The sequence below is a fragment of the Enterococcus sp. DIV1639a genome (assembly GCF_050530445.1).
Taxonomy (GTDB): Bacteria; Bacillota; Bacilli; order Lactobacillales; family Enterococcaceae; genus Enterococcus_B; species Enterococcus_B hirae.
Genome location: NZ_CP172886.1, coordinates 2,415,371 through 2,435,000, shown reverse-complemented (window position 1 = coordinate 2,435,000; position 19,630 = coordinate 2,415,371). Strand labels below are relative to the sequence as shown.

The window sequence follows — 19,630 nt, the reverse complement described above, 5'->3', positions numbered from 1 at the left end:
ATTTTCTTTTTCTATCCTTTTAGAGAAAAAGGAGTAAATAATCCTCATGTTTCTACTTTTACCATAAAATACAAAAAAGTTAGGCATAAAGCAAGGGGAGAATTGGTCGGAGTAATCTATTCGAGTGAATGCGAACAAATTTTCGGTTTTTGATGAAAAAAAGCAATGAAAATGGTATGATAAAAGGGCATATAATTTTATAAAGCAGTACCTATTTTATAAAAATTATTCAAATAAAGCCGGATAAGGCATAAATTCATCTTGAGTAAAAAGGAGGACACTCGATGGTTAAATTCATCCATGCAGCTGATTTACATATCGATCGCTCTTTTGAAGGACTAGTAAATTTAGATAAATCGGTACAGGAAAAATTATTAGAGGTTAATTTAAAAGTTTTAGCAAATATTGTAGACAAGGCTATAATAAATGAAGTTGATTTTGTTTTACTTGCGGGAGACACCTTCCATCAAAATCGTCCTTCATTAAAAATCCAAAAACATTTTTTTGATCAAATCGAACGATTGAATGAAAAAGAGATTGCTGTCTATTTGACATTTGGAAATCATGATTATTATCAATCAGAGCGCTACTGGTTTACTTTTCCCGAAAATGTCCATTTATTTACTTCGGAAGAGGTAGAAACAAAGACATTTTTATCTAAAAAAGGGGAAAAGGTCGCCATCAGCGGGTTTAGTTATTTACACCAGTGGATACAGGGAGATAAAGTTGCTGAATTTCCTTTACGACACTCAGTGGATTATCATATCGGTCTGTATCATGGCGAAATAGGGAGCAATCAGAGGGGAAACTATGCACCTTTTCAGCCGTCTAAAATGCAGGAAAAAGGCTATGATTATTGGGCATTAGGACATATCCATGTGCCAATGTCTTTAAACGAAAAAGAAACAATGAATTATCCAGGGGCACCTCAAGGCCATACCCAAAAAGAGCAGACAGCTAGAAATGTTTTATTGGTTGAATTGACCTCCAGTGAATGCCAGACGATTCCGCTAGAGGTCGCAGAAGTATACTGGGAGAGTAAGACCGTGTCTTTAAAAACTGCTCGGACTACGCAAGACGTGTTACAAGTGATCCAAGAGCAGTTAACTATGGGAAATCCAAAACTGACGTTGTTAGATTTAAAGGTAACAGAGTATCATCACTTGAACCAAGAAGTGATTGATCGAATCTATTCTGGCGAATTACTTGAGTATTTAATGGAAAAAATAGCCAACCTGTCTACAAATTTACTTATTTGGCGTATATCTATTAAGGAAGATGAAAGAATGAATCGAGTATCGTTGAAGGTCTCACAGACATTAGTTGACCAACTCTTTGAAACTTATCGGGTAAGTGAAGATTTCCATCAGATTTTAGGTGAGATGTACAGTCATCCTGATGCGGTTCGCTTGATGAATGATTTACCTGAATATCAGGAAGGTACCTTGACTAAAGCCAAGGCAATACTGGAGCAAGATTTTGTGTTTGAGGAGGAAAGTATATGAGAATCCTTCGAATCGAAATAGCTGCATTTGGTAAGTGGAGACAAAAAACATTTGATTTTATTTCTGGAAATCAATTGATCTACGGTGAAAATGAAGCAGGCAAGTCAACGATTTACCAATTTATTCAGGCTGTATTATTTGGCTTCCCTTCAAAAGGAAAGAAGAAAAAAGACTATACGCCGAAAGATGGAGCTGCCTATGGTGGGAAAATTTGGTTAGAACATCCAGTTCATGGAGAAATACTAGTTGAACGTTACAAACAGCAAAATCGTGGGAAATCCAAAGTCCTTTTTAATGAGCAACAGGGAAGTGATGAATTATTAGAGAAATTACTTTCTCCACTAACAAAGGATTTATTTCAGCAGGTTTTTACTTTTCAACAAGAACAGTTAACTGAACTAGATCATCTACGAGAAAAAGAATTACATGATGCACTGATCTCATTAGGGATTACGGGTAGTTCGTATGTTTTTCAAAAAAGACAAGAATATTATCAGCAAGCCCAACAGCTTTTTAAGAAAAAAGGGCAGAAACTGCTTATCAATCAGAAATTGAATGAGTGGAAGAACCTTCAAGAAAGAGTCCATCAAAAACAAGAGCAGGAATCTTTTTTCGGTGAACTCGTTCGACAAGAACAAGCCTACAGTCAAGATCAAAGAGAGCTACAAAAAAAACTCCAAGAGATAAACGAAAAAATTTCTCAGATCAAGCAGCAAGAGCTGAATTATTCTTTATACGAAGAGTGGCAAACACTTAAAGCCAATACCTTACCACAAGTTCCTGAAGAACAGTTGCTTTTAGACTTAGAGGAATTCACTAAACGCTATCAGCAGATGACGGAACGCCTAGATGAGCTCGAAGCTACTTTAGAAAAACATAGCGGAATGGATCAACAGTCGGCACGATATTATTTCTATTTGGAACAAGAGCAAGTACTAAAAGAATTGCAACAACAGCAAACACAAATCGAACATTGGCTGAATGAATGGCAAAGACTCCAAGTGGAAGAACGAGAAATTGATTCAGAATTAAAAATTTTAGAACAAAGCTGGCAATGGCAACGGACACAAGAGCCACAAGAATTTTTGCATACTGAAGAGTGGCAACAACTATTTTCTGAAAATCGTTTGTTGAAAGAACAAGCCAATCAATTATCAATCAGATCAGAAATCGTCTTAGAGCAGCAGCGGACGATTGAAGCGGAGATCAACCAATTAGAAGCCACACATCCAGAATTATTACAGTCGGCACCTTCAGAAGTTCGTTCAAAGAACAAAACACCGTTTGCTATTATCGGCGGATTCTTTTTTGTGGTGGGGATCTTCCTACCAATGCCTTGGAAACTAGGAGTCTTTTTATTAGCCTTAGGTACATTGGGGTATTCATTTTATGAAAGGAAATCACTGAATGGTCAGAAAAGTGATTTATCAGAAATCAAAGGTAAGTGGCAAGAAAAACTGGGACAATTAGACAATACGTTAGCCCAAATCGAAGAGATTAATCAAAGTAAAAACAAGCTAGTGATTGAACAACAAAAAATCCAACAAAAAGCTTTCGATTTTACAAAGGTCCATCACTTAGGAACGATGAATACCTTAGAAGCGATGAAGGAATATGGGCATGAAGTATCCGATTATCAAGACTTGTATAGCCGCTTGATCAAGAAACAAGAACGAGCAAATGAGATTCAACAAAAGTTGGTACAGCTTGATCGTCAGTTTGAATTGATTAAGGAATGGTTACCGTTACAAGATAAAGGAATCGCTGAAAAAATGGTGCTTTTAACGAACTTCATCCAAGAAATGGAACAATTGAAATTCGCTAGAAGTTATCAACAAAATACACTATTGAAACAAGAAATCAACCAATTGAAAAAGAAACAAAAAAGTTTGATCGAACACTATAGCGGACAGATGGAACAGGTCGGACTTGCTTATCCATCCGAAGTAGCTGCTTATTTGCAAAAAGCGCAACAAACAAAAACACAACTTCAACGACTAAAAGAGTTGGATGAGATTCTCGCGCCACTTTTTCCAAAAAAACGGACACGGGAGCAATTAAGTACTGAACTGTATCATAATCAAGAGAAACAACGGCAGTATCAGTTTGAAGAAAAACAATTGATCGAACAACGTCAGCGGTTAAAGATCCAAATCGAGGAATTACAAAAAGATGGTACGTTGGATGAGATGTACCAAGAAGAAAGTTTATTGAGAGCACAACTGCAACAACTGATGGAACATTGGGGCGGTCTAATGGTCGCTGGGACTTTTTTAGGGGATCTGTCTACAGAAATGAGTGAACGTCAATTACCACAATTGTTAAAAGCTGCTGGTCACTATTTAGGAGTCTTAACACAAAATCATTACCAAGAGATTTTATTGAGAAATGATACTTTGACACTAACAGACGGTGTAACTGATTTTCCCATTTATGAATTATCTACAGGAACGAAAGATCAACTGATTATGGCCATGCGCTTTGCCTACCTATCGTTAGAATCAAAACGTTCGATTTGTCCAATCATCATAGATGACGGTTGGTTGCATTATGACCATCAAAGAAAATATCAATTAGCCAAATTGTTAGCTGATTTCGGCCAAAATTATCAAGTTATTTGTTTTTCTTCTGACCAAGAAATGGTAAGCTATTATCAGGAGCTTCAACAATCTGTGAATATATTAAAGGATGTATAAAGAATGAAAAAAATTCGTGAATTAGTTGTCGATGAACAATTTGAATTGTTTGTTTTAATTAAAAATGCTGATGTCAGAGTTGCGAAAAACGGAAAAAAATTTATTGCATTTACTTTTCAAGATACGTCTGGAACGATTGATGGCAAATATTGGGATGCTTCTGAAGAAGAGATCAACAAGTTTACTGCTGGGACAGTTGTTTTCTTAAGTGGGAAGCGGGAAATCTATCAAGGAAACCCACAAGTAAAGATTTTGCATATGCGATTGACTAAACTTGAAGAGCCAAGTGATCCTAGTTTTTATATGGAAAGGGCTCCTTTGAAAAAAGAAGAAATGGAAGAAGAAATCAATCAATTATTATTTGATATAACAAATGCTCATTGGAATCGGATTGTCCGTCATTTACTAAATAAATATCAAAAGCAATTTTTTGAATTTCCCGCAGCAAAACGGAATCATCATGCTTTTGCGAGTGGATTAGCTTACCACACATTGACTATGTTGCATTTAGGTAAAACGATTGCTGATGAATATCCAGAATTGAATCGATCGTTGTTATACGCAGGAATCATTTTACACGATCTCGGAAAAGTGATTGAATTATCTGGACCGATGAGTACGGAATATACTTTAGCGGGTAATCTAGTGGGGCATTTGGTACTAGTAGATGAAGAAATCACGAGAGCATGTATCGCATTGAAAATAAATGAAGCAGATGAAGATGTTTTGGTATTAAGACATATGGTCTTAGCACATCACGGCTTATTAGAATACGGATCGCCGGTTCGACCACGTATCATGGAAGCAGAAATCTTACATCAGATCGATAATCTCGATGCTTCAATGCAAATGATGTTGACGTCGATTCGTCAAACAGAACCTGGAAAATACACTGAACGGATTTTTGGAATGGAAAATCGTAGTTTCTATGTTCCCAAAGAACTATAGATAACTAAAGGCACGTAGCCTAACACGAACTACTTGTGAGCCTACGTGTCTTTATTATTGGAAAATTTATTTTGTTATTGATAAAAATCTACAATAGTGTAAGATTGTAGTCAGATGAGAAACCGTTTTACTAATAGGGGGAAAATAGTTAATGAATCATTATATCCAATCTCTTGGCGTTCAAAGAGATCCGCTATTTTTCTGGGTATTGGGAATTTTCTTCTCAGTATGTTTGTTGTATATGGCTTATAAATTGAGAAACAAATCCAAGATTGCTTTGATTACTTTAACGACTACGGGCGTCTTTATTTGTATTTTTGCTATGTTTGCAACGATCGTTACACTGATGACCAGAATCAGTTACTAAAAAACAGCTCTTTGTCAAAGTGAATAGGTAGCGAAAAAACATCAAAGTCAATCATTTACTTTGGTGTTTTAATCTATGCTTATCTTTTATAAAAAATAAGGTGGAAATTACGATCCTTCTTAGAAATTATAGCGTCAAAAAAAAACAGACCAGGATAGGTCTGTTTTTTTCATCTTATTTGCTTGATGATTCAGTTGTTGATGATTCAGAAGTTTTTGTTGATTCAGTTGTTTTAGATTCAGAAGACTTTGTTGATTTTGTTTTAGACTCAGATGTATTGGTATTAGCTGTTTCCATAGTAAATGGCGTTAATACATTTTTAAAGGCATCATCTGTGACTTTTACATTTTCTTCTTTTAATACTTTAGCGATAATTTCTTTTTGTAGGTCTTGATCACTTTCTTTTGTATCTCGGGCGATTGATTCTAATTGTTTCTTGTATTTATTCATGTCATCGCCTTTATTTTGGTTTTTGACCATTTTTACAACATAATAATCTGTTGAGTATGAAGTTGTATTTGTCGCTGAAATAATGTCAGATACTTGACCGTCTTTTAATTTGAAGGCTGCTTCTTTCACTTCAGTTGGAACATCTGTCGTTTGAGAATCAAATTTGATTTTTCCGCCATCTTTTTTAGTTGCTTCATCGGTTGATTTTTCTTTTGCCAGTTTCGCAAAATCAGTTCCGTCATCTGCTGATTTTTTCACTTCTTTTGCTTCATCTTCACTGCTTACTTTAATGATTTGTGCTTCAACTTCTGGATGGAAAGTTTTCCAAGCTTCTTTTAAATCTTTTTCTGTCACTTTGACGTTAGCACTTATACCAGCTTTTAATACTAAACTGCTTCTAAGTGCTTGTTTATATGAGTCTTCTGTATAACCAGCTGCTTCTAATTGTGATTTAAAGGTGTCACCGTAAGTTTCTTCATTCTTTTTGTATTCAGCATTGACATCTTTATCCGTTACTTTATCGCCATATTTATTTTCAAAGGCTTTGTAAATAATCATATTTTGAACTAATTGTTGGTTGTTTTGCGTATGTTTTGCTTCATTATAAAAATCTTCAACCGTGATAGTTCCGCCTTTCATTGTGGCGATGTCTTTATTTGTACTACCTGAACAAGCAGCTAATGCTAATACAGCTAGCGCACTAGTTGCAGCTAAAATTATTTTTTTCTTTTTCATTAAAATTGCTCTCCTGTGATTTATTATTATTCTTACAATAATAACTATACCATATCTATTTATTAATAAAAACGTTCTCGTGATAGTTTCAAATAAAATTCAAATTTTGATCACATTCCTAACTAAAAATTAAAAAAACAATAAAATTAAAATCAAAAGTGTTATAAAATTCCGCATTATTGCATGTCTTGTGGCAAATCATTTGTTAATTTTTCAACTTGTTCTTGGATTTGTGCAATTCTTGGTTCTGCTTGAAATTTAAAATTTTCAATATCTTTTTTCATTGATTCTTGAAAAGCGGGGATCAAAGTATTAGCTGTTTCTTTTGTGTCAACTAATGCTTGTTTGAAATTATTAAGACTGTTATTTAAATCATTTGTTAATTCCGTTGCTTCGTCTAGTTCAGCGATCAATTTTTTTCTGGTTTCGTTCCCGCTTCTAGGAGCAAATAACAATCCAGATATAGCTCCAACGGTCGTTCCAAAAACGATTCCTTTTAAAAAGTTTTTAATCAATGTTCTTCACCTGCTTTACAATGGTATGTTGAATTTGTTGCAATTCTTCCGCACTATATTCTGACTGATGGTTACCAAAGTGGATCGAAAAATCATCTTCTTTACTATAGCGAGGGACCAAATGGACATGTGAATGAAATACAGATTGATAAGCCAATTCACGGTTATTATTCAAGATATTCAGTCCTTGCATCTCAGGAAAAGCTTCTTCAATTGAACGAGCGATTTTAGGGATACGTGAAAAGACATCAGCTGCTAGTACTTCGTCATATTCAAAAATATCAGAAACGTGTTGTTTTGGAATAACTAGTGTGTGTCCTTTTGTAGCTTGGGATATATCTAAAAATGCATAGACTTTTTCGTCTTCGTAGATTTTATAACTAGGGATTTCTTGCTTAATAATTTTACAAAAGATACAGTTTTCCATAGGAAACATCCTTTCCATCAAAAATATTATTTATGTTAACTTTACCATATGTTCAAAGATTTGTATGAAAAAAAATAAATTGACTTCGTTTTCTTCATGGTATAATAAAAACAATCGAACGACGGAGGAAAAATTATGAGTCTAATTGTGGAACATGTAACAGGTGGCTATGGACATCTACCTGTTTTAAAAGATATTAGTTTTAGTGTACAGCCTGGCGAAATGGTAGGATTGATCGGTTTAAATGGCGCTGGAAAAAGTACAACGATCAAACATATCATTGGCCTCTTAGAACAAAAAAAAGGATCTATCACGATTAATGATCTGAGTTTGAAAAAAAATACTGAAGAATACCGAAATCAAATCGGTTTTATACCTGAAACGCCTTCTTTATATGAAGAACTAACTTTAAGAGAACATATCGAAGTGACTGCGATGGCCTATGATATTCCAATCGATATAGCGATGCAACGAGCTGAGAAATTGTTACATACGTTTCGTTTAGAGAATCGTTTGGAATGGTTGCCAGCCAATTTTTCAAAAGGGATGAAACAAAAGGTGATGATCTTGTGTGCTTTCTTGATCGAGCCTTCTTTGTACATTATTGATGAGCCTTTTTTAGGATTAGATCCATTAGCAATCAATGCTCTTTTAGAACTAATGGTAGAAATGAAAAATGAAGGTTCAGGGATCTTGATGTCTACGCATATTTTAGCTACGGCAGAAAAATATTGTGATCGTTTTGTAGTTCTGCACAATGGAGAAATACGTGCAGATGGAACCTTAAAAGACTTACAGGAGGAATTCCGACTACCTGATTCTTCACTGGATGAAATTTATATCTCCTTGACAAAGGAGCAGGATCATGAATAATTTCTTTCAATTGCGATTAGCAAAACACCAGAAAAAAATGATGAAGTATTTGCGTTATGTACTAAATGATCATTTTGTATTGGTTTGCTTATTTCTATTTGGCGGAGTCGGCTTTTACTATTCAAACTGGTTAAAAACGTTAACGACTCCTTTTCAAATGGGTGGGATTATCCTTACGATCTTTTGGTTTATTTGTTTGTTTTTTGGTAAATTTGCCACTTTCACGCAAGCGGCCGATCTGGTTTTTCTACTACCGAAAGAAAAGGAGATGCATCAGTATCTCCAACGAGCTTTTCTTTATTCCAGTCTATTTCCTTTTCTGTTCTTAGGACTAGCTTGTGGCTTTTCAATGCCCCTCGTGGTTGTGACAACCGGGCAGCCTTTTTCTTTTTATTTCGTTTATTTACTGATTCTCTGGGGATTGAAGAGTAGTCAACTACAAATCAAACGAGTGGAGCTTTTCCGAATTGAAGAGAAAAAATTGATGGTATGGAAAGCTTCTTGGTATCTTTCGACATTGCTGATCTTGTTGCTTACGGTCTATGGATGGCTCTGGCTTGGATTGTTAGCTATGTTGATTCAATTAAATATTTACTTTTGGTTTTTATGGAAAAATATGACGTATCGGTTGGATTGGGAAAAAATGATACAAAAAGAAGAGCAACGTTTACATCAAATCTATCAATTCATCAATCTTTTTACTGACGTGCCGGAAATCACTTCTAAAGTCAAAAGAAGAAGGTATTTAGACCCGTTGCTTCAACATACGAAGAAAACGAAAGATAATACTTATTATTATCTTTATGTCAGAAGATTTATTAGAGGTTCTGATTTCAGTGGTCTTTTCTTACGCTTAGTGTTGATTGGAAGTATCTTGATTGCAGGTATTGAAGATGTTTATTTTATAACTGCTATTGGTGCGCTTTTTATCTATTTGATCGGATTCCAAGTGATTCCTTTATACAATCAATTTCGTTACATGACACTTGTCCAACTTTATCCAATCACGGAAAAGCAAAAAGAAGTTGCGCTGCAAAAGTTATTGTTAAATCTTTTGCTGATTGCCGCTAGTCTTTTTGGATTGATTGGTGCGATCGTATTAAATGGGCTAGACAAACTCATACCGATTATCAGTTATTTGATCGTCATCGGCTTGTTTATTAAAATCTATACACCGACTCGGATCAAGAAAATGAACGAATAAAAGAGGTGAAAAAACGAGAGAATAAGGCAGATTTGCTTTTTCTCTCGTTTTTTTGATAAAAGATGGTTTTTTAGAGAGGAATACAGGAAAAAAGAACGTATATGTGCTTGACGTTCGGGGCTTAGGCGACTAGAATAATAAGTACTGCAAATCATAGAGTTTAGAGGACGGGAGAATGCATGATGGAGTTTCAGTTAGACCAAGAATGGCGTTTACGCCCAATCAAAGGTGATACGGGAAAAACATACATAGGCATGCGCGATGAAGATAAGGTCTTTATTAAACGCAATACGACTCCAATGCTTGCTGCACTATCCCGAGAAGGAATTACACCAAAACTGGTATGGACGAAACGGACAGGAAATGGCGATACCTTAACAGCACAGGAATGGCTAGAAGGACGTTTATTAACTCCGACCGAGATCGGCCAGCGAAATGATGTTATTGATGTCTTGTATCATTTGCATCATTCTGCTTCACTTAAAACGATGTTGACTCGGATCGGTGGTAGAGTGATGACACCAGAAAAAATGTTGCAACAATATGAACTGGAGTTACCTGAGACACTCAGAAAGAATCGATTTTTACAAATCGTTCACCAGTTTTTGCGTCAACAAATTCCACAGATGGATAAAGAGAACTTTGCAGTTGTACACGGAGATGTCAATCATCGGAACTGGTTAGTGTGCAAAAATTATTTGTATCTAGTTGATTGGGATTCAATTATGTTTGCTGATCCAGCGGTGGATATTGCCACGATTTTAGGGAATTATGTTCCATTATCTAATTGGAATCAATGGCTCGTTACTTATGGGATTCGCCCAACGGATGAGATATTAGAAAAATTACATTGGTATGCTGCGATGAATCTTTTACAAGAGATTACCCGATATTGTCAGCGTGAAGATCATCGACGAATGAATGAAGAGATCTTACAGTTGAAAAGAATTTTTAGTGGTTGAGCAAAGAGTCAAAAAGAATGAGTACGGTGTACGAATAAAGCATTTATTGTCGATTATTTATTCAGAGTTAAGATCAGAAGAGTAGAACATCACTTGTCTGATCTTTATTTTTTTAGGAAAGAAAGGAATGGAGTTTTCATGCGTGTACGTAATCGCCCAGGTGCTGCTGAAATGCTAGCAGCGCATCCAGATCTAGTAATAAGTGAACCAACCAAGTGGAGAGGTAAGTGGAACGAACTATTTGGCAATGAGCAGCCGATCCATATTGAAATTGGTATGGGAAAAGGTCAGTTTATCACAGGAATGGCTAAGGCTCATCCTGAAATCAATTATATCGGGGTAGAAATGCAAGTCAGCGTTGTATCAATTGCTTTAGATAAATTAATTGAACAACCATTACCAAATTTAAAACTATTGCATGTTGATGGTTCAGCGTTGACGGAATATTTTGCAGATAGTGAGATTGATCAAATCTATTTGAACTTTTCTGATCCGTGGCCTAAAAAAAGACATGAAAAACGCCGGTTAACGTATCGTACATTTTTAGCGGTGGATGAACAAATTCTACGCCCTAAAGGAGAAATCCATTTTAAAACAGATAACCAAGGACTATTTGAATATTCATTAGCTAGTTTTTCTCAATACGGCATGATCATCAAACAGGTATGGTTAGATTTACATCAAAGTAAATATGAAGGAAATATCATGACTGAATACGAAGAAAAATTTTCTTCAAGAGGTCAAAGAATCTATCGTGTTGAAGCTCAATTTCCAGATAAAACGAAGAAATAATGACTTCATTTAATCAAAAGCAACCGAAACATTTTTGTTTCGGTTGCTTTTTTGGTTGTAGATGCAGCTGTTCGAGCAAGGAAAAATTGTAGGACAAAATATTTTCGTATTTATTTTATATAGAAGGTTCAATCAAGTTAAATTTAGAAAATGAAAATAAGCCTTTATCTGTGATCTTTAATTCGGGGATGACAGATAATGTTAAAAATGAAAGTGTTAAAAATGGATCGAATGATTGACTGGCACCTAACGAATGTGCTTCTTTAGTTAAGGAAACTAACTGCTCATTCACAGCTAAAAAAGGTTCTTGAGACATTAAGCCACCGATTGGTAAGGGTAAACAAGCCAACTCTTGACCATCTGCAACAGCGATCATTCCGCCACCTTTTTTGATTAATTGGTTTGCTGCTATTAACATATCTTCGTCATTCGTTCCCACCACGACGATGTTATGAGAATCATGCGCAACAGTTGTTGCAAGAGCTCCTTTCTTTAGTCGAAATCCCTTAACGATCCCAACGCCAACATTTCCTGTTCGATGGTGACGTTCGATCACAGCAATTTTTAGTTGGTCGTTGGCAATTGAAGGAACAAAGACACCGTTTTTTGTGTCTACTTCTACGAGACAATCATTGGTCAATAAACTATTAGGAATGACTTCGATCGTGTGGGCTTTTTCAGTACAAAGTGGTAAAGCAAAAGAATCGACCGTTAATGGTTTCACATCCATTTTTGGTAATTTTTGAGCATAAGTATTTTTTTGTCTCGGAAATTGTTCCAGATTCAATTGTGCATTCTCTACCACGATTTTTCCATTAGAAAAGACAGTATTGATTGGAAGGGTCGTTAAATCATTGGTTAAGAAGAAATCAGCTTGATAGCCAGGTGCGATGGCGCCTAGCTGACTTAAGCCAAAACATTCGACCGCGTTTAGTGTGGCCATTTGAATAGCTTGTAATGGTTCCATTCCTAAATGGATTGCTTGGCGTATGATGTGATCGATAGAGCCTTCTGCAACCAGATCATCGATCAGTTTATCATCCGTGACAAATAAACAACGTCGTGAATTTTCTGGTGTTACAACGGGAAGGAGTGCTTCGAGGTCTTTTGCAACTGTCCCTTCTCGAATCATTAAATACATCCCTAAAGCTAGACGTTCTTTTGCTTCTTGTGCGTTAGTCGCTTCATGGTCGGTTTTTATACCAGCTGTCAAATAGACGTTTAGCTCATCTCCTTGAATACCAGCTGCATGACCATCGATTTTCATATTTTTCTCATGCATCAATTGTAATTTATCAATGATGGTTTTTTCGTTATTTGCAACAGCTTGGTAGTTCATCACTTCAGCAAGTCCCAACACTTCAGGACGATCAAGAAAAGGAATGAATGATTGGGCGTCTAGCACTGCGCCGCTTGTTTCAAAAGGTGTTACAGGAACGCAGGATGGCAGCATGATAAAAATATTCATTGGTACGGATTGGGCATCTTCAATCATAAAATCAAGCCCAATACTTCCCGCTACGTTTCCTATTTCATGAGGATCAGTAATTACCGAAGTGACGCCATGTAATAAAGAAATTTTTGCAAACTCGCTTGGAGATAAAAGTGAACTTTCGATATGCACATGCCCATCAATAAGTCCTGGTACGAGGTATTGATTTTTTGCATCATAGATTTCTTTGCCTTCGTATTGACCGATCCCCACGATTTTACCGTCACAAATCGCAACATCACCGGTTAGGATTTCTTTTGTAAAAACGTTGACGATTTGTGCATGTTTGATTACCAGATCAGCTGGTTCTTTTTTCCCAGCGACTAAAATATGCTTTGTTCGTAATGATTCCACCATGTTCCCTCCAAAATAAATTTTTAATAGTATAACATAAATTCGGATTTTGCCCATCTTTTAGCATTTAATGATACAAAAATAAAATAGTATTAGAAAAAAGACGTATGTTTTTTATGGAGGGGATAAGATGGATATAAAGGAGATATCAGATGATCTCATTAATGAAAGTTATAAAAATCGTGTTCAAGATATCTATATAATGCCTAATCAAACTGATTTCAATATTTATTACCGCTATAGTAAAAAACGAACATTCCAAAAAAGTATTGCATCAGATATTGGACAACAATTAATCTCACGCTTTAAATATTTAGGAGAGATGGATATTGGTGAGAGAAGAAAAGCGCAATTAGGTGCAATGACTTACGTCTTAAAAGAAAAAGAGGTCAGACTGAGACTGTCTTCTGTAGGTGATTACTTACAAAGAGAAAGTTTGGTGATTCGATTACTTTATGATTTGTCTGAAAAACAGTTCTGCTGTTTTTGTCCTGAGGATTTAAAGGTGATCAATGAGCGGAGTAAAAAGCGTGGGCTCTATTTGTTCAGCGGACCAGTTGGATCAGGAAAAACTTCTTTGATGTACTATTTGGCACAAGACAAAGAGGTACAAGTAATTACAATAGAGGACCCAGTAGAAATTGAAGAAACAGCCTTTTTACAATTACAAGTAAACGATAAAATCGAACAAACGTATGAGGAATTGCTGAAGCTTGCGTTACGTCATCGTCCAGATTTATTGATCATTGGAGAAATCAGAGATAGCAAGACAGCGAATGTAGCAATTCGAGCAGCGTTGACAGGTCACCGTGTATTTGCGACGGTTCATGCCCGCCATTTAGATGGAACCGAAGCGAGAATTCTTGAATTAGTTGGCAGAAGCGATGAGTTTTTTGAATGTTTATCTGGCGTAATCTACCAAGAAATCCTTTTAGACCAAACACAAGCAGCAGCGGCTTTATGGGGTTACAACTTTACCTACAATGATTTTGAGAGGAAAGGGTGGGACCAAAGCTATGAAGAAGCAAAAAATAGTCGCTGGCGATCGTTTGCCTTCTAAGAAAATGTCACTGAACCATCAAGCAAAGTATATTCGACTGATGGGGGAGTTACTTGACCATGGATTTAGTATTCAAGAAGCAACGGAAATATTGTTGAAGATCACACCTGTCCCCCATATTTATTTACAGCAAGGACACCGTTTATTGCAAGAAGGACATTCTTTTTATGAGGTTCTACAAGCATTGGGTTTTACTCAAGACAAGCTTGTGCAAATCGAGTTAGCCAGTGCGCATGGGAACTTGATCCAAACATTGAATGGGATGGCAGAACAATTTCGTCTCGTAGCAGAATTTCGAAAAGAATTAAAAAAGATGATCAGTTACCCGTGTTTACTGTGTTTGTTTTTATTAGGGATCTTAGTTGCATTACGCCAATTTATTTTGCCACAGTTATTAACTTCGGAAATGGTCATGGATACGCATTGGGGAATCCGATTCTTGCAGTCCTTTCATTGGTATGTTCTTCTTGTTTTACTATCTGTTGGTTTATTATGTCTGTTTATCAAGATCAGGCTCCTAAAAATGGATATGATTCAACGAGGGGAATGGTTCAGCAACAAACCATTGATTGGTTCGCTTTTTTCCCTCTACCAGTCTTCTTATATCGCTTTAGAATTTGGAAAATTATTCTACGAGGGATTAGAATTGCGCCAAATTATTTTTTGTTTGAAAGAAACAAAACAAGGGAGTTTGATCCAACTATTAGCATTTCGTCTGACAAAAGGGTTAGAATCAGGAATTTCTTTAGCACAGCAGTTTGAGACTTATTCATTTTTAACGGCTGAATTTAGTCAAATCGTTTTACAAGGGGAAGCAAAAGGAAACTTAGGTAAAGAACTTTTGTTTTACAGTAAATTAGCAAGACAGCATTTTTTCCAAAAGGTGAACCGTGGACTTTCATGGATACAGCCAGTCCTTTTTCTAGGAATTGCCAGCTTGATTCTATTGATTTATGCAGCAATTTTACTGCCGGTTTATGGCAACATTGAGGAGGTTTTATTATGAAATATCTAGTCAATTTCAGACGAAAACAATTAAGGAATGTTGAAAGTTTTACGTTGATCGAAATGCTGATCGTCTTATTAGTGATCAGTGCATTAGTTCTCTTGTTCATCCCTAATATTTCCCGTTATCGAGATCATGTCAATCGAGAAGGCAAACAAGCAGTGATGCAATTAGTCGATGCTCAAAAAGAATTGTACTCTTTGCAAAATAATGGGAAAGTCCCAACGATCGCAGAACTCTTAAAGGAGGGATATATAAAGCAAGAACATGCAGATGCCTATAACCGCAAATAAACCAATTTGCTTTACTGGTTATACTTTGATTGAAACCTTATTTGTTTTGACGATCACTTTAGGATTATTTCTATTCCCTTCACTTTCGGTCTCAGCTTGGCAAAAGCAGATGACAATAGAGCAATTTTTTGCACAATTTGAAAGTCGGATATATGCCACTCAGAAAATAGCCATTGTCAGCCAACAAGCTACAAGAATCTTTTACGATCAATCAAAGAATCAAATTGTTTTTGACGTACCTAATCCCAATCTCGGTTGGTCAACTTTAGAGGTGCCAGATGAAATCACTGTCCAACAGATGGAAAAGCTCATATTCGCTTCGGGAACCGGCAATGAAAGTTCATTGCAAGCCTATCGGTTCTATTGGACAAATAAAAGACGAACAATCGTTTATCAATTTCAGCTAGGGAGTGGCCGATATATTAAAAAAATCGAATAGACATGCTTTTATTCTATTAGAAGCAGTAATGGCTTTATCCATTACCTTATCGTGTATCTTTCTTGTCAGTCACGGGAATTTGTATTTATTAACTGCAGAAAAGCAAAATAATCAGGAAATCTTATTACTTCGCAGACTATATGAAGATGTAAAAACCTACCGAATGTATGAACAAATACCGAACCGAACGTTAAATGGACTAGATAGTCAGACAACCATAACCGCTAAAAAGAAAAAGATCGAAAAAGTGAAGCTCACACAAGGAGACAAAGTGATTGAGATTACCAAAATACCAGAATAAAGCTGCCTTTACACTGATTGAATGTTTGATTTCGCTTGCCATTTTAAGTGCTGTTTTACTTTCAATCAGTCTTTTAATCACGCAAACAACGAAAGTTGAACAATATTTACAACGAAAGGATCAAAAAGAGTGGCTGATTTTTTTAGCTCAGTTTGAAGAAGAAATAAAAAAAGGAAAAAATGTCGTCATTAAAGATAACCGTATTTATTATGAGATGGAAAAGAAAACCTATTTATTTGAGCAATATCATGCTTTGATACGTAAACGAGAAGTATCAGGGGGACACCAACCTGTGTTAACACAAGTCAAGCATTGGGAAGTGAGAGATTCTACTGCAGCTATCACATTTTTAATCGAATTTATAAACGGAGAGAAGTATGAGGGAATTTGGACCAAGCCACTATCATAAAAAGCATAACAAGGGGTTCAGTAGTAATATCTTATTCTCAACCTTACTATTGTTTTTAGTTTGTAGTTCCTTATTGTCGATCATTGTACAAACTTATCGCTCGACAGTAGATTTGAATCAACGCACCAAAAATTATTATGTAGCAAAAATAATCAAACAAATGGTTTTATCTGAAAGTAACGAGTTGAAAGAACAGGGAATGTATCAATATAATTTAGGAAAGGTTCATTACAAAAGAAAAGCGAATCAGCTAACGATCGAAATTCAGATCGAATCTCAGCATTTTCAGTTCATGGAAATGCTTAACAATGATACAGAAAGTAACACAGAAAGTGAGTGAATCCATGAAAACGCACTCTTTTCTGTGTTACCGCTGTTTACATAACGTTTATGTTTTTTATTTCACAAACAAAAAAGTGTGAAAACGATTGAAATTTTGCTCATAGTTCGTTAAAATTAAACAGGTAAAATAATTGTTATAATATATCTAGAAATGAGGTGCACCATGTTACCAGAAAAAATGGAACAGGGGTTTGAACAAAACCTAAAAGCGATTCAGCTTTTACAAAATGCATTGGGAACTTCCTTTTTAGAAGCCTATGTCGAAAATGCTGAAAACTTAATCGACAACTATCAAGTACGAGTGGTAGATGGAGTACCGTCTGAAGAAATCAAGCAACAGATTTCTGCTTTGTATAAAGAACTCAGTCAACTTTCCTTTGAACCAGAAGAGTGGCGCCGTCTGTCACAACTACTGTTACTAAAGGGGAGTCAGACAGAACATCTTCAAGCGAACCATCAACTTACTCCAGATAGTATTGGTTTTTTATTTGTCTTTTTAATTGAACAGCTATTCACAAATAAAGAAGAGCCAATCAAGATTTTGGACATTGCAGCAGGAATGGGCAACTTGTTATTAACAGTTCTTTTAAACCTATCAAGTGCGGGATACCAAGCGGAAGGGATGGGTGTAGATATTGACGATACGTTATTAGCGGTTGCTGCTTCAACAAGTGATCTGACTCAGGCGAATGTTCAATATTTTCACCAAGATGGCTTACAAGAATTACTGATTGATCCAGTGGATGTAGCTATCAGCGATTTACCGATTGGTTATTATCCGAATGATCAAAAAGCAAAAGAGTTTTTAACAAGCACCACACAAGGGCATAGTTATGCCCATCATCTGCTATTAGAACAGGCAATGAAGTATGTCAAACCAGATGGATTCGGTCTGTTTTTGATGCCAAGTAACTTCTTAGAAACAGAACAAAGTGAAGAAGTCAAAAGATGGTTTAAAGAAGAAGGATATCTTCAAGGAATGATCCAATTACCAGATGAATTATTCCGTAACAAGCAATCACAAAAAAGTATTTTGATCTTGCAGAAAAAAGGAACAAAGGCAAAACAAGCACAAGAAGTATTACTTGTAAAACTTGATTCACTAAAGAAACCAGAGAAGGTGACTGAATTTTTTAAAGAATTTGAAACATGGAAATCGTCTTCTCTTTAATCACGCACTAAGAAGGAGAATTATATGTCTAAAACAATTGCTATCAACGCTGGAAGTTCAAGTTTAAAATGGCAGCTATATCAAATGCCAGAAGAAACCGTAATTGCTAAAGGAATTGTCGAAAGAATCGGTTTAGAAGATTCAATTTTTACGATCAAATATGGTGAAGATCAAAAATTTGAGAAAATCATGGACATCGATGATCATGAAGTAGCAGTAAAAATGTTGTTAGATCAACTGATTGCATTACAAATCTTAAGCTCTTACGATGAAATCACTGGGGTAGGACATCGTGTCGTTCATGGTGGAGAAACTTATGCTGATTCTGTAATCGTGGATGAAGCTGTGATGGATCGCATTGAAGAATTGGCAGAGTTTGCACCATTGCATAACCCTGCTAACTTAATGGGTATCAAAGCATTTAAAAAAATCTTACCTGATATCCAAAGTGTGGCTGTGTTTGACACGTCATTCCACGCAACAATGCCAAAAAGCAGTTATTTGTATAGCTTACCTGTTTCTTACTATGAAGATTTCAAAGTAAGAAAATATGGCTTCCATGGTACAAGTCATCGCTATGTAGCAGAACGTGCGGCTAAGATGTTAGAGAAACCAATCGAAGAGTTGAAATTGATCACTTGTCACTTAGGGAATGGTGTTTCAATTACGGCAGTAGATGGTGGAAAATCAGTTGATACTTCGATGGGATTCACACCACTGGCAGGTGTAACAATGGGAACACGCTCAGGGGACATCGATCCAGCTGTTTTACCTTATCTAATGGAAAAATTAGAGATTGATATTGATGAAATGGTCAACATTTTAAACAAAAAATCAGGTTTGTTAGGTCTAACAGGTTTATCAAGTGACATGCGTGACCTTGAGAAAAACTATGAACAAGAGCATATCCATTTGGCATATGACATCTTTGTAGACCGTATCCGTAAATATATTGGTGGATATGTGACAACGATGAACGGCGTTGACGCAATTGTTTTCACTGCTGGAATTGGCGAAAATGATGGGCACGTCCGTAGTGAAATCATTAAAGGGATGACATGGTTTGGTTGTGAAATTGATCCTGAAATGAATAAAAAACGTGGGGAAGAATTAGATATCTCCACAAAAGATTCAAAAGTCAAAGTACTTGTCATTCCAACTGATGAAGAATTAATGATCGCTCGTGACGTGGAACGTTTACGTAAATAAATATTCTAATGAAATAGTTGTTAGCCTTTTTTAGGTATGAAATAGTGTAACGAACGTATCATAATTTTAAGAATAAATTT

At 35.9% G+C, this 19,630-nt stretch carries 20 protein-coding genes and 1 pseudogene; 17 read left to right on the top strand and 4 right to left on the bottom strand.

The window, feature by feature from the left end:
• The first annotated feature begins 284 nt into the window (after positions 1–284).
• From IGJ32_RS11150 to IGJ32_RS11135, 4 genes and pseudogenes are all read left to right on the top strand, one after another.
• Positions 285–1,505 (top strand): metallophosphoesterase family protein, encoded by a 1,221-nt coding sequence (locus IGJ32_RS11150; RefSeq protein WP_088745263.1) that lies wholly within the window; start codon positions 285–287, stop codon positions 1,503–1,505.
• A pseudogene (locus IGJ32_RS11145) lies at positions 1,502–4,221 on the top strand (AAA family ATPase). The gene IGJ32_RS11150 and the pseudogene IGJ32_RS11145 overlap by 4 nt, the downstream one beginning before the upstream one ends.
• Positions 4,205–5,149 carry a 3'-5' exoribonuclease YhaM family protein gene (locus tag IGJ32_RS11140; RefSeq protein ID WP_010720909.1) on the top strand — a complete coding sequence of 315 codons (945 nt, stop codon included), beginning with the start codon at positions 4,205–4,207 and terminating at the stop codon, positions 5,147–5,149. The pseudogene IGJ32_RS11145 and the gene IGJ32_RS11140 overlap by 17 nt, the downstream one beginning before the upstream one ends.
• A gap of 151 nt (positions 5,150–5,300) precedes the next feature.
• On the top strand, positions 5,301–5,516 hold the full coding sequence (locus IGJ32_RS11135; RefSeq protein WP_010720908.1) for a hypothetical protein: 216 nt from the start codon (positions 5,301–5,303) through the stop codon (positions 5,514–5,516).
• Positions 5,517–5,690: 174 nt separating this feature from the next.
• Here IGJ32_RS11135 and IGJ32_RS11130 read toward each other — a convergent pair whose 3' ends face one another.
• From IGJ32_RS11130 to IGJ32_RS11120, 3 genes are all read right to left on the bottom strand, one after another.
• Entirely contained in the window at positions 5,691–6,701 is a 1,011-nt protein-coding gene (locus IGJ32_RS11130; protein ID WP_081128411.1) for a peptidylprolyl isomerase, read from the bottom strand.
• A 176-nt stretch (positions 6,702–6,877) separates the two neighbouring features.
• A complete protein-coding gene (locus IGJ32_RS11125; RefSeq protein ID WP_010720906.1) occupies positions 6,878–7,216 on the bottom strand; it encodes a YtxH domain-containing protein in 339 nt (112 codons plus the stop codon).
• On the bottom strand, positions 7,209–7,643 hold the full coding sequence (locus IGJ32_RS11120) for an HIT family protein (RefSeq protein ID WP_010720905.1): 435 nt from the start codon (positions 7,641–7,643) through the stop codon (positions 7,209–7,211). The genes IGJ32_RS11125 and IGJ32_RS11120 overlap by 8 nt, the downstream gene beginning before the upstream one ends.
• Before the next feature lie 135 nt (positions 7,644–7,778).
• Between IGJ32_RS11120 and IGJ32_RS11115 the strand changes: the two genes are divergently transcribed.
• From IGJ32_RS11115 to trmB, 4 genes are all read left to right on the top strand, one after another.
• Positions 7,779–8,516 carry an ABC transporter ATP-binding protein gene (locus IGJ32_RS11115; RefSeq protein ID WP_342082065.1) on the top strand — a complete coding sequence of 246 codons (738 nt, stop codon included), beginning with the start codon at positions 7,779–7,781 and terminating at the stop codon, positions 8,514–8,516.
• A complete protein-coding gene (locus tag IGJ32_RS11110; RefSeq protein WP_010720903.1) occupies positions 8,509–9,720 on the top strand; it encodes an ABC transporter permease in 1,212 nt (403 codons plus the stop codon). Before IGJ32_RS11115 ends, IGJ32_RS11110 begins: the two co-directional genes overlap by 8 nt.
• 179 nt (positions 9,721–9,899) lie before the next feature.
• Entirely contained in the window at positions 9,900–10,682 is a 783-nt protein-coding gene (locus tag IGJ32_RS11105) for a phosphotransferase family protein (RefSeq protein ID WP_010720902.1), read from the top strand.
• 138 nt (positions 10,683–10,820) lie between these two features.
• Positions 10,821–11,474 carry a tRNA (guanosine(46)-N7)-methyltransferase TrmB gene (trmB, locus tag IGJ32_RS11100; protein WP_342082064.1) on the top strand — a complete coding sequence of 218 codons (654 nt, stop codon included), beginning with the start codon at positions 10,821–10,823 and terminating at the stop codon, positions 11,472–11,474.
• 115 nt (positions 11,475–11,589) lie between these two features.
• On the opposite strand, the gene ade is transcribed toward trmB, so the two are convergent.
• A complete protein-coding gene (ade, locus tag IGJ32_RS11095) occupies positions 11,590–13,320 on the bottom strand; it encodes an adenine deaminase (RefSeq protein WP_342082063.1) in 1,731 nt (576 codons plus the stop codon).
• A gap of 130 nt (positions 13,321–13,450) precedes the next feature.
• On the opposite strand from ade, the gene comGA reads away from it, so the two are divergent.
• The 9 genes from comGA to IGJ32_RS11050 all read left to right on the top strand — a co-directional run bounded on the left by comGA (position 13,451) and on the right by IGJ32_RS11050 (position 19,550).
• Positions 13,451–14,380, top strand: a complete 930-nt coding sequence (gene comGA, locus IGJ32_RS11090) for a competence type IV pilus ATPase ComGA (protein ID WP_342082062.1) — start codon at positions 13,451–13,453, stop codon at positions 14,378–14,380.
• On the top strand, positions 14,337–15,386 hold the full coding sequence (comGB, locus tag IGJ32_RS11085; protein WP_010737072.1) for a competence type IV pilus assembly protein ComGB: 1,050 nt from the start codon (positions 14,337–14,339) through the stop codon (positions 15,384–15,386). The genes comGA and comGB overlap by 44 nt, the downstream gene beginning before the upstream one ends.
• On the top strand, positions 15,383–15,679 hold the full coding sequence (comGC, locus tag IGJ32_RS11080) for a competence type IV pilus major pilin ComGC (RefSeq protein WP_010720897.1): 297 nt from the start codon (positions 15,383–15,385) through the stop codon (positions 15,677–15,679). Before comGB ends, comGC begins: the two co-directional genes overlap by 4 nt.
• Positions 15,660–16,118, top strand: a complete 459-nt coding sequence (gene comGD / locus IGJ32_RS11075) for a competence type IV pilus minor pilin ComGD (RefSeq protein WP_373169201.1) — start codon at positions 15,660–15,662, stop codon at positions 16,116–16,118. Before comGC ends, comGD begins: the two co-directional genes overlap by 20 nt.
• Positions 16,119–16,146: 28 nt before the next feature.
• Complete coding sequence (locus IGJ32_RS11070; protein ID WP_094940558.1) at positions 16,147–16,419, top strand: hypothetical protein; 273 nt, start codon at positions 16,147–16,149, stop codon at positions 16,417–16,419.
• The gene (comGF, locus tag IGJ32_RS11065; RefSeq protein ID WP_034700735.1) at positions 16,394–16,828 is read left to right on the top strand and encodes a competence type IV pilus minor pilin ComGF; all 435 of its coding nucleotides are present in this window, start codon (positions 16,394–16,396) and stop codon (positions 16,826–16,828) included. The genes IGJ32_RS11070 and comGF overlap by 26 nt, the downstream gene beginning before the upstream one ends.
• A complete protein-coding gene (gene comGG, locus IGJ32_RS11060; protein WP_342082059.1) occupies positions 16,797–17,168 on the top strand; it encodes a competence type IV pilus minor pilin ComGG in 372 nt (123 codons plus the stop codon). Before comGF ends, comGG begins: the two co-directional genes overlap by 32 nt.
• Before the next feature lie 165 nt (positions 17,169–17,333).
• Positions 17,334–18,341, top strand: coding sequence for a class I SAM-dependent methyltransferase (locus tag IGJ32_RS11055; protein WP_010720892.1), 1,008 nt, complete (start codon positions 17,334–17,336; stop codon positions 18,339–18,341).
• A 24-nt stretch (positions 18,342–18,365) separates the two neighbouring features.
• Positions 18,366–19,550 (top strand): acetate/propionate family kinase, encoded by a 1,185-nt coding sequence (locus IGJ32_RS11050; protein WP_010737077.1) that lies wholly within the window; start codon positions 18,366–18,368, stop codon positions 19,548–19,550.
• Positions 19,551–19,630 lie beyond the last annotated feature (80 nt).

Bases quoted from the DNA above. Each gene is read 5' to 3' on its own strand.
- IGJ32_RS11150 (WP_088745263.1), top strand. From the start codon at position 285: ATGGTTAAATTCATCCATGCAGCTGATTTACATATCGATCGCTCTTTT.
- IGJ32_RS11140 (WP_010720909.1), top strand. From the start codon at position 4,205: ATGAAAAAAATTCGTGAATTAGTTGTCGATGAACAATTTGAATTGTTT.
- IGJ32_RS11135 (WP_010720908.1), top strand. From the start codon at position 5,301: ATGAATCATTATATCCAATCTCTTGGCGTTCAAAGAGATCCGCTATTT.
- IGJ32_RS11130 (WP_081128411.1), bottom strand. From the start codon at position 6,701: ATGAAAAAGAAAAAAATAATTTTAGCTGCAACTAGTGCGCTAGCTGTA.
- IGJ32_RS11120 (WP_010720905.1), bottom strand. From the start codon at position 7,643: ATGGAAAACTGTATCTTTTGTAAAATTATTAAGCAAGAAATCCCTAGT.
- IGJ32_RS11115 (WP_342082065.1), top strand. From the start codon at position 7,779: ATGAGTCTAATTGTGGAACATGTAACAGGTGGCTATGGACATCTACCT.
- IGJ32_RS11110 (WP_010720903.1), top strand. From the start codon at position 8,509: ATGAATAATTTCTTTCAATTGCGATTAGCAAAACACCAGAAAAAAATG.
- IGJ32_RS11105 (WP_010720902.1), top strand. From the start codon at position 9,900: ATGATGGAGTTTCAGTTAGACCAAGAATGGCGTTTACGCCCAATCAAA.
- trmB (WP_342082064.1), top strand. From the start codon at position 10,821: ATGCGTGTACGTAATCGCCCAGGTGCTGCTGAAATGCTAGCAGCGCAT.
- comGA (WP_342082062.1), top strand. From the start codon at position 13,451: ATGGATATAAAGGAGATATCAGATGATCTCATTAATGAAAGTTATAAA.
- comGB (WP_010737072.1), top strand. From the start codon at position 14,337: ATGAAGAAGCAAAAAATAGTCGCTGGCGATCGTTTGCCTTCTAAGAAA.
- comGC (WP_010720897.1), top strand. From the start codon at position 15,383: ATGAAATATCTAGTCAATTTCAGACGAAAACAATTAAGGAATGTTGAA.
- comGD (WP_373169201.1), top strand. From the start codon at position 15,660: ATGCCTATAACCGCAAATAAACCAATTTGCTTTACTGGTTATACTTTG.
- IGJ32_RS11070 (WP_094940558.1), top strand. From the start codon at position 16,147: ATGGCTTTATCCATTACCTTATCGTGTATCTTTCTTGTCAGTCACGGG.
- comGG (WP_342082059.1), top strand. From the start codon at position 16,797: ATGAGGGAATTTGGACCAAGCCACTATCATAAAAAGCATAACAAGGGG.
- IGJ32_RS11055 (WP_010720892.1), top strand. From the start codon at position 17,334: ATGTTACCAGAAAAAATGGAACAGGGGTTTGAACAAAACCTAAAAGCG.
- IGJ32_RS11050 (WP_010737077.1), top strand. From the start codon at position 18,366: ATGTCTAAAACAATTGCTATCAACGCTGGAAGTTCAAGTTTAAAATGG.